General features: G+C 47.1%; 10 protein-coding genes and 1 other RNA gene. All 11 read right to left on the reverse strand.

Translation table 11 applies throughout. The features are described 5' to 3' along the window. Positions 1-390, reverse strand: a 390-nt coding sequence (locus AB1466_03280; GenBank protein MEW6189121.1) for an AI-2E family transporter, incomplete at its 3' end; no start/stop codon positions are given. 85 nt (positions 391-475) lie between these two features. Continuing rightward, positions 476-772 carry a hypothetical protein gene (locus AB1466_03285; protein MEW6189122.1) on the reverse strand — a complete coding sequence of 99 codons (297 nt, stop codon included), beginning with the start codon at positions 770-772 and terminating at the stop codon, positions 476-478. Beyond that, positions 765-1,127, reverse strand: coding sequence for a DUF948 domain-containing protein (locus AB1466_03290; GenBank protein ID MEW6189123.1), 363 nt, complete (start codon positions 1,125-1,127; stop codon positions 765-767). The genes AB1466_03285 and AB1466_03290 overlap by 8 nt, the downstream gene beginning before the upstream one ends. Positions 1,128-1,241: 114 nt before the next feature. After that, positions 1,242-2,567, reverse strand: coding sequence for an AAA family ATPase (locus AB1466_03295; protein MEW6189124.1), 1,326 nt, complete (start codon positions 2,565-2,567; stop codon positions 1,242-1,244). A gap of 92 nt (positions 2,568-2,659) precedes the next feature. Then, a complete protein-coding gene (locus AB1466_03300) occupies positions 2,660-3,166 on the reverse strand; it encodes a thioredoxin domain-containing protein (protein MEW6189125.1) in 507 nt (168 codons plus the stop codon). A gap of 16 nt (positions 3,167-3,182) precedes the next feature. Continuing rightward, positions 3,183-3,380: non-coding RNA, 6S RNA (gene ssrS, locus AB1466_03305), on the reverse strand. Positions 3,381-3,424: 44 nt separating this feature from the next. Beyond that, positions 3,425-5,191, reverse strand: coding sequence for an aspartate--tRNA ligase (gene aspS, locus AB1466_03310; protein ID MEW6189126.1), 1,767 nt, complete (start codon positions 5,189-5,191; stop codon positions 3,425-3,427). A gap of 107 nt (positions 5,192-5,298) precedes the next feature. After that, entirely contained in the window at positions 5,299-6,582 is a 1,284-nt protein-coding gene (hisS, locus tag AB1466_03315) for a histidine--tRNA ligase (protein ID MEW6189127.1), read from the reverse strand. 62 nt (positions 6,583-6,644) lie between these two features. Further along, complete coding sequence (locus AB1466_03320; GenBank protein MEW6189128.1) at positions 6,645-7,268, reverse strand: MBL fold metallo-hydrolase; 624 nt, start codon at positions 7,266-7,268, stop codon at positions 6,645-6,647. A 130-nt stretch (positions 7,269-7,398) separates the two neighbouring features. Further along, positions 7,399-7,848: a D-aminoacyl-tRNA deacylase gene (gene dtd, locus AB1466_03325; protein ID MEW6189129.1), complete on the reverse strand. Its 450-nt coding sequence runs from the start codon at positions 7,846-7,848 to the stop codon at positions 7,399-7,401. Positions 7,849-8,054: 206 nt separating this feature from the next. After that, positions 8,055-10,202, reverse strand: coding sequence for a bifunctional (p)ppGpp synthetase/guanosine-3',5'-bis(diphosphate) 3'-pyrophosphohydrolase (locus AB1466_03330; GenBank protein MEW6189130.1), 2,148 nt, complete (start codon positions 10,200-10,202; stop codon positions 8,055-8,057). Positions 10,203-10,204 lie beyond the last annotated feature (2 nt).

Raw genomic sequence — 10,204 nt, forward strand, 5'->3', positions numbered from 1 at the left:
GGGTGGGATTTGAAATCTCTCCAATGCTCCCCGATATCTTTTCACAAATTGCATTAAAGCCTTGACATATCCAGGAAGATTGTTAATCAGTTCACGGACTTGAGCTGCAATTATGAGACTAAAGTAAAATAAAATCGGAGCTATAACCAAGATCATGATAAGGTAGGTTATTATTACCGCCTGCAGTCTGGAGGCGCCCTTGCTTTCGAAGAAATTCACAATGGGTCTTAAGATGTAAACAATGGCGACGGTGAAAACGACTAGGGGAAAAACCGATCTTATTTTCGATATTAAAAAAAAGAGGGAGGCAAGGAGTAAAATCACACCAAAAATTGCCCAGGTCACAATGGCTATTTCTTTATATCTTTTGACGGTATCTTCCCGGGCCATTACAACACCTCTGAAAAATCATTCCCCCGCAAGTTCTTACCGGTGAGAATGGATCGAGATAAAAATGGAGACGAGCGTAAACTCATTAAACTATATATTTTGGAGTTTCTTCCTCTTCAACCTCGGGTTTTAAAACTTCTCGCTGTAAATCGAGTTCTCTCCGTCGAGCTTCCTCTTTTCCCGCCTCGATTGCCTCCGCCAAGCGACTCTGACAACGCTCAAGACGGGTTCTCAACTGAGAAACCACAAAATGAAAACCATCAAGGATTTTCCCTCTGAGCTTTTCCCTCATGTCTGGGGGTAAAAAAACAAGAACGATGCTGGCTCCGGCAAGAAAGCCAATGTAGATGCCAATGCGTCTATAACCCTTCAAATTACTCACCCCTCCTGCCACCAATAAGGGTCCCAATGGCCTTTCTCGCACCCGCAGAAACGCTCGCCAATTTAATCAGGGGTGGGGATAAAATCTCCTGGATCAACTTGGATGTAATGGTTACCCTTTCGCTTACCTCCTGAATCGTCTTTGCAATCTCATCCACCCTCGCCAGTTCGCTGTTTACCTCGTCGACTGTGGTATTCAACTTGGATAGAAACGGCGTAATCTCCTTCCGAACATCCTCAAGGAGGAGATTAACGCTCCTCAGGCTCCTGGAAAGCTGAATGAGAACGGAGATGATAAAAATGGATAAAACCGCGAGCAAAACCAGAATTACAGCGGCAAATAAGGACCAGTTCACCTTCTCTCCTCCTATCCCTGCAAAACATAGTCAAATTTTAACACACATATATATCCCATTTCTACGAGCTTTTTCTACATCTTTATCGGGAGTGAGAATAAATTTCTTGAACCTCTACTCTTTTCCCAGTTTTTTCAAGTATTCGGCGATCTTTTTCTCATGTCCCGATGATGAGGGGATGTAATATTTTTTGTTTCTCAATTCGGGCGGCAAATAGTCCTGGGGGACGTAATGACTAGGGAAGCTATGTGGATATTTATAACCTTCACCGTGTCCTAACCTTTTGGCTCCCGGATAGTGGGCATCCCGAAGATGCTTGGGGATGGTAAAGGATCGCTCCTCCTCCACATCCTTAAGGGCTTTATCAATCCCCTTGATGACAGAATTACTCTTTGGGGCCGTGGCCAAGTAAATGGCAGCTTGAGCCAAATTTAGACGGCATTCAGGTAATCCCACAAACTCCACCGCCTGAGCGGCTGCGGTCGCCACCATCAGAGCTTGAGGATCAGCATTTCCTATATCCTCGGAGGCAAAAATGACCATACGACGGGCGATAAACCTGGGATCCTCCCCAGCGTAAAGCATTCGAGCCAACCAATAGATGGCAGCATCGGGATCCGAGCCCCGCATGCTCTTGATGAAGGCAGAAATGGTGTCGTAATGAGCATCGCCTTCCCGGTCATAAATCACAGCTCGCTTTTGGATGGCATCCTCGGCTATCTTCAAAGTGACTTTACGTACACCCTTGCTTCCCGGTGGCGTGGTCAATGCCGCCATCTCCAAGGCATTTAAAGCACAACGGGCATCACCGTTAGCAACTTTGATGATGTGTCCCAATGCGGTTTTCTCGAGCTTTATCCGTAAATTACCCAACCCTCTTTCTCTATCTTCTAAAGCTCTTTTTAGGATTTGCCTTAAGTCCTCGTCTGAAAGAGGCTCGAATTGAAAGATTCTCGACCGCGAAATCAAGGGTGAGTTGACCTCAAAATAGGGATTCTCCGTGGTCACACCGATTAAGATGATGATTCCCTCCTCCACAGCGGGAAGGAGGGCATCCTGTTGGGCCTTATTGAACCTATGAATCTCGTCAATTAACAGGATGGTTCTTCGCCCCGATGTTTTCAAACGTTGATGGGACTCAGATATGGCCTTCCTTACCTCCGAAACGTTTGATGTCACCGCACTCATCCTGATGAAGTGGGCCTTCGTCACATTGGCGATGATATAAGCCAAAGCGGTTTTTCCCGAACCGGGTGGTCCCCAAAAGATGGCGGATTGGAGGGCATCCTCCAGAATGGCTCTCCTTAGGACCATTCCCTCTCCCAAAATCTGCTTCTGACCCACGAACTCTTCCAGAGTACGGGGACGCATCCGAAGGGCAAGAGGAGCTTGTTTGAGCTCTTTGATTTCATGCGAGGATTCGATATCGAATAAATCCATTATGTGTTCCTTTGTCAGGGATGCTCCTTTATGTTTATTCTATCAAATCTCGGGCCTTTAAGAGTGGTTAAATGCTCGTGAAAGAAGCGAAATTATTTTTTCTTGTGGATGGCATTGAAAAGAGCTTGTTCTATGACCTTCCTCTCGGTATAACCCGTTTCCTCAAAAACTATGTATCCCTCTTCGTCGAGGATAACTATATGGGGAATGAATCTGACAGCAAACTGTTCTGCCAGATCAACAGTTTTCTCATCATCGACATTTAAAGTGAAGAAGGTCACCTCTCGATGGTATTTTTCCTTGAGCTCCTTTATAGTCGGAGCCATTTCCCTGCAAGATGCACACCATGGAGCATAAAATTCAACCAAAATGGGTCTTTTCCCAAGCACATTCTCGAAAAACCCGGGGGTTTTCTCGGTCACCTCAAATTTTCTTGGAAACCGAGATTTTTCTTCACCAGAAGGGGTGGATTTCTTACCCTTAGTGGCTTTATTAGGAACCTTTGTTTCAGGGGGAGTCCTGGGAGATGGGGTTCTGCAACCGTTTAGAAGCACAGATATGATCAAAATGAGCGTGAGGATAAGCCCAATCCCCCTCAAAATTTCTCCTTCCTAATAAAGCTCCACCTTGCCGTGTTTCACAATACTTCTTTGAACCCTATGCTCACGCAGGGTGGGAACCTCCTTCTGTTTATGCGAGTCCCCAAATCCAACTTACTAAAAGGGCATTCGCTCCACAGATAGAGCCGGTTCCCTCATGTCGAGGTGCTGGCTCAAACAAGTCAATATGTGAACACGCACAAGGTAGAGCTTCAAATTTATTCTAACATATGGGAAAGCAAGAGGCAACAGATTTGATTACCTGCGGCGGATGTGAAGCTCCTTAAGCTGCTTTTCATCGACCACATCTGGAGCTCCCGTCAGAGGGCAGGTAGCCGTCTGGGTCTTAGGGAAGGCAATAACTTCCCTAATGGAGCTACAACCAGCGAGGAGCATGGCCAGACGGTCCAGCCCAAAGGCAATGCCCCCATGAGGAGGAGCACCGTATTCTAAGGCCTCCAATAGAAAACCGAACTTCCTCTCGGCTTCTTCGGGGGAAATCTCCAGAAGTTTGAATATCTTTTCTTGGAGCTTCCTGTCGTAAATTCTTAAGCTCCCGCCTCCTATCTCCACACCATTCACAACCAAATCGTAAGCATATGCCCTTGCAGCCAGGGGGTCCTTGTCCAAAAGAGGAAGCGAATCTTCCATGGGGAGAGTGAATGGATGGTGATGTGATTTTAGTCTCCTTTCCTCCTCATCGTATTCAAAAAGGGGGAAATCGACTATCCAAACAAACTTGAATTGAAGGGGATCCATCAAACCCAGCCTATCCGCCAATTCCCCCCTCAAGTAACCCAATATCTCACAAGTGACTTCCCTCTTATCGGCAACGAAAAGGAGCAAATCGCCGGGTTTTGCTCCAAGCCTGTCCACTATTTCCTCCAGCTGACTTGGAGCAAAAAACTTCGCTATAGGGGATTTTACTTCATTCTCAGAAATCGCCATCCAAGATAGTCCCCTTGCTCCCTTCGCCGTGGCCGATTCAACCAACTCATCAATTTCCTTGCGAGAAAGGCCAGCACAACCCGGTACCCTTATCCCCTTGACTATCCCTCCCGACGCAATGGCATTCGTGAAAACCTTAAACTCGGACTGGAAGGCGATATCGGAGATATCCACCAAATCCAAACTATACCTTAGATCGGGCTTATCTGTCCCAAATCTTTCCACAGCCTCCTGATGGGATAGTCTTTCAAAGGGCGTCTTCAAATCGATATCGAGCAAGGAGAATATCTCCACCATCATTTCTTCCACCAATTGCAGGATGTCATCCTGGGTGACAAAGGACATCTCCAGATCTATCTGTGTGTGCTCCGGCTGTCTATCCGCTCTTAAGTCCTCATCCCTGAAACACCTGGCAATCTGGTAATACCTTTCGATCCCTCCGACCATGAGTATTTGCTTGAACAACTGAGGGGATTGAGGGAGAGCATAAAAACGCCCAGGTTGAAGCCGGCTGGGCACCAAATAATCCCTTGCTCCCTCGGGAGTACTTTTGGTAAGAATCGGCGTTTCTATTTCCAGGAAATCGCGTTTATTTAGGAACTCCCTAACCTTTGTGACCACCTCGTGTCTGAGCTTTAGATTACGAAGCATCTCGGGGCGTCTGATATCCAAGTACCGGAATTTGAGCCTAAGAGATTCGTCCACATCAACTCCACTTTCTATCTCAAATGGAGGTGTTTTGGATGGATTAAGAATCTCTATATCTCTGGCTATTACCTCAACTTCCCCCGTTGGGAGAGCTGGATTCACCGTCCCTTGGGGTCTCTTGGCCACCTTTCCCTCAACCCATATCACGTATTCGCCTCGAATCTTCCGAGCAGCATTGAAAGCCTCGGTACCGTGCACAGGATTGCTTACTACCTGGACGATCCCGCTTCTGTCCCGAAGGTCGATGAAAATTAAACCTCCGTGATCTCTCCTCCGCTGTACCCATCCAGCCAAAATTACCTGCTCACCGACATTTTTGGGAGAGAGTTTCCCACAATTATGAGTCCGAACCGAGTACTTTGTCCTCATGACCATAGTCTTCCTTCCCTTTCACACTTATAGAACACGTGCGTAAACCCGTATCGGTCATGGCACGGGTCATACCCGCCTGCCGACAGGGATTTTACCCATGACTCTCATGACTTTTGACCCGTGACCTTCTTTAAGTGAATTTTCAGCCACCTGGGAACCTCTTCTAACCTAACTTGGACCTGTTCTCCGGTCTTCATATCCCTTATCCTACAAACGCCCCTTCTCAACTCCTCGGAGCCCAAGAACAAAACATATGACACCCCAAGCTTATCAGCGAGTTTCATTTGACCCTTCAAACTTCTACCACCGTAATCCATATCCGCGGTGATATCTTCCCCCCTTATTCGGCTCAATAGCGCGAAACCATCGGGTTTTTGCTCCTTTCCCACCATAGCCAAAAAGACGTCCAGCGTCGAATCTTTAGGAAGGGAAACACCTTCCCTCTCCAAGGCCATGGCAACCCGCTCCGTTCCCAGGGCAAATCCCGTTGCAGGGGTGGGAGGACCCCCATACTCCTCCACCAAGTCGTCGTATCGCCCTCCACCTCCCAAAGCATTTTGGGCTCCCAGGTGAGGAGATCTTACTTCAAAGGTTGTCCTAGTATAGTAATCCAATCCCCTCACCAAGAACGGATTTATTACATGGGTGAGATCCATCATCTCGAGATATTCTTGCACCTCATGGAAGTGAACCTTGCAATCCTCGCAGAGGTAATCCAAAATGTGGGGAGCATTGGACAGAAGATCCTGACAAGCTTCCTTCTTGCAATCGAACACACGAAGGGGGTTGAGCTTGATCCTCCTTTTACAATCCGAGCAAAATTCATCCACCCTTGGCCGCAGATATTCCTCGAGAGATTCTGTAAAAGATGGTCGGCACCTGGAGCAACCCATGCTATTTAGGTGTAGTTCCAACCGCTTTAGTCCTACATCTTTGAGATAATGCATCAGAAGCAAAATCACTTCCCCATCGAGAGCGGGATCCAATGAGCCGATGGCCTCCACTCCTATCTGCCAAAACTCACGATATCGACCAGCTTGGGGTCTCTCATAACGAAACATGGGTCCAATGTAGTAGAGTTTTATGGGCTGGGAATGTTTCAACAAATCGTGCTCTAAGAAAGCACGGACTACAGGAGCTGTAGCTTCAGGGCGAAGGGTGAGACTTCGTCCCCTCCTATCCTGGAAGGTATACATCTCCTTTTGAACGATATCCGTCGACTCTCCAATTCCTCGCCTGAACAGCTCGGTGTACTCAAAGATGGGAGTGATGATTCGGCGATACCCATACTTTTCAAATAGGCTTATGGCTCTACGTTCGAGAAATTGCCATATTCCAGCCTTTTCTGGAAGGATGTCTGATGTTCCCCGTGGTGCCCTAATCTCCAAGTAAAATTCCTCCTCTTCGCCATAATACGAGTTACGGTTCCATGAAGTGATTTAAGGTTATTTTACAATCCCTGCAAGAAGGGATTCAATTCTTTCTCTTGAATAAGGGTGGTTTCGGGTCCATGTCCCGGGTATATCTTGGTGGAATCGGGCAAAGAAATTATCTTTTTCAATGATTCCATGAGTTTATCCCAGGATGAGCTGGGAAAATCCGTTCGACCCACGGAACCCTTGAAGAGAAGATCGCCTGTAAACAGAAGATCGTCCACGAGAATGGAGATGCTTCCCCTAGTATGACCGGGTGTATGGAGAATCTTTAATTTTAACTCTCCCACGGTCATAATTTGACCTTCCTTGAGCAGTTCATCCCAAGAGGCACTGGAGGAGTGAGCTCCGTAAATGAGGGATAGATTTTCCACGGGTTTTTCCAATAGCTCTGCATCATCGGCGTGTATAAATATCTTCGCCCCGGTGGCCTTCGCCAATTGATCACAGGCTCCAAAGTGGTCGCAGTGACCATGAGTATTTATTATGTACTTGAGCTTCAGATCGTCACCCTCGATTGCTTTGAGGATACGTTCCCCCTCAGCTCCTGGATCGATGACTGCCGCTTCCGATCCCTTGAATGCAGCGAGTATATAGCAATTCGCGGCAAGTGGCCCCACAATAAGCCTACGTAAAATCACCTGATCCTCCCGAAGTTTCAGTTCAATTCAAAATTTAAAAATCAAAATTTTGATTTTTGATCTTTGCATTTTAAATTTATGCAAAAGGAATTCTTGCTCTTCCCACTTTCTACCTAAATATTGTAGCTAATTAAAATGTTTTCTTGCTATCTATCAATAAAGTCACTGGACCATAGTTTACGATTTCAACGGTCATGATCTCTTGAAATTTCCCTTCTTTTACCATGAGCCCCTCTCCCCGAAGACCGGATATAACTTGCTTGTAAAGATCGATTGCTTTATCCGCGGGGGCTGCATCGACATAACCAGGTCGCCTCCCCTTCCTGCAGTTCCCATGCAGGGTGAATTGCGAAACGACCAGGATCTCACCACCTATTTGTTTCACGGAGAGGTTCAATTTTCCTTCATTATCCTCGAAGATACGGAGATTGGCGATCTTGTCCACCATATAAGCGACATCTGATTGTGTATCTTCCCTCGATATGCCCAATAAGACCACGAGTCCTTGCCCTATTTCCGCAAGAACCTTGTTCTTTATCCAAACCCTTCCTTTCTTTACCCTTTGAACGACAGCCCTCAAAGTGAATCCCTCACAACGGTATAATAATCCGTTCACGTTATTCGTTCACCGTTCACTTTTTTGCAAAAGTATTTTCCATGAACTGAACGGTGAACCGTGAACGAAGAATTATAATAGCATATTAGTCCTGAATCCAGGAAGCTTCAAGTTCCCAGAGCTGAGACCTCAGGAGCTGAGCTACCGAGCTTCGGAGCTCCAGAGCTCAATTAGGTGGGTAACACGCGGTGGGCATCGAAGACGACATCTATTTTCCTTATGTTGGATAGGATATTCTCCAACCGCTCTAAATTTTCTATCTCGAAGGAAAATCTGAAAATGGCAAAACCATCCCGGGTGGTGGTCACATTGGCGGAAAGGATGTTAACGCCGGCATCGGAAACCACGGAGCTTATATCCCGAAGCAATCTCATTCTATCGATCGCCTCTACCTGGATCTCCACCTGAAAAGCTGCGGGACCTCGGACATCCCAATAGACCTCGATCAGCCGGTCTGGGGAGGACAAAAGCTGCTTTGCATTGGGGCAATCCCTGCGGTGTACGGAAACACCCCTTCCTCGGGTCACAAAACCGATTATCTCATCCCTGGGAACGGGATTGCAACAGCGAGCCAGCCTCACCAGCGCATCTTCTAAGCCTTTGATCTTCACCCCGGTGATGGGGCGAGTCCTCCTTTTCCGGGGAGGAGCAACCAAAATCTTCTCCTCTTCCTCAGGTTTCTCTTCTTTTAGAACAGTAATGAGCCTGGTGGCCACCTGCTTTGCCGAGGTCTTTCCCACTCCAATGCTTACATAGAGATCTTCAATCTTGTGAAAGTTAAACTCCTTTGCAACAGACTCGAGAATATTAGAAGTAGCACTGTGCAGACCTAGACCGTGTTTTCGGAGGATCTTCTGCAAAGCATCCTTTCCCAGATGCTCGCTATCCTCTCTCCCCAATTTACTGAACCACTGCTTGATCTTGCTTCTCGCCCTCGATGTTTTAACGATCTGCAACCAATCCTTGCTGGGCCCAGAAGCAGTCTTGGAAGTCAAAATCTCCACTATATCTCCCATCTGGAGTTTGTAATTCAGTGGTACGATTTGGTTATTTACCTTAGCCCCAATGCAACCGTGTCCCACATCGGTATGGATGGTATATGCAAAATCTATAGGTGTTGAACCCGTGGGGAGACTGACGACATCCCCTTTGGGAGTGAACACGAAAACCTCGTCCTCAAAGAGGTCGATCTTCAGCGTCTCCATGAACTCCCTGGGATCCCTCAGTTCGCTCTGCCATTCGAGTATCTGTCGCAACCATGCAAGCCTCTCATCAAATTCATCGCTTTCCTTGACGCCCTCCTTGTATCTCCAGTGAGCAGCGATTCCGTACTCCGCCGTCTTGTGCATCTGTTTTGTTCGGATTTGAATCTCCAAGGGACGCCCCATGGGACCGATAACCGTAGTATGCAAGGATTGATACATGTTGAACTTGGGCATGGCGATGTAATCCTTGAATCTTCCAGGTACAGGCTTCCAAACGGAATGGATCGTCCCCAAAGCACCGTAGCAGTCCCTGATCGAGTCAATGATAACCCTTATAGCTGTAAGATCATAAATCTCGCTGAACTCCCTGTCCTTCTGAACCATTTTCTGGTAAATACTGTAAAAATGCTTTGACCGCCCACTAATTTCGCACTTTATTCCCACGGAATTGAGCTCCTTCGCCAAGGCTTTTATCACCATATTGACGTAGACCTCTCTCTCCTCCCTGGACTCGGCCACCATCTTCTCAATCTGAGCGTATTTCCGTGGTTCAAGGACGGAAAAAGCCAAATCTTCCAATTCCCATTTTACCTGGGATATACCCAGGCGATGGGCAATTGGAGCGTATATCTCCAGAGTCTCGGAGGCTATTCTCTTCCGCTTTTCTCGAGAGAGATGAGAAATGGTGCGCATATTGTGAAGCCTGTCGGCAAGCTTGATGAGGATAACCCTGATATCCTTTGCCATGGCGATTAACATCTTGCGGAGATTCTCCGCTTGCTGCTCCTCATGGCTCTTGAATTTTATCCTGCTTAATTTGGTCACACCATCGATCAAATTGCAGATTTCGTCCCCGAATTCGTCTCTTATCCTCTTTAAGGTGAGACTCGTGTCCTCGACGGCATCGTGGAGCAGAGCAGCAATTATTGTGGTTGTATCCAACTCCAGATCGGCTAAAATCTGGGCGACTCCGAGTGGGTGTTCGATGAATTCGTCCCCAGATTTCCGAAACTGGTCAACGTGGCAATCCTTGGCAATCTGGTAGGCACGCTTTATTAATTTAACATCAGCCCGAGGGTTATATTTCTCTATTTGTTTGATTAATTTCTCCACAC

The sequence above is a fragment of the Actinomycetota bacterium genome, assembly GCA_040755895.1.
Classification (GTDB): domain Bacteria; phylum Actinomycetota; class Aquicultoria; order Subteraquimicrobiales; family Subteraquimicrobiaceae; genus Subteraquimicrobium.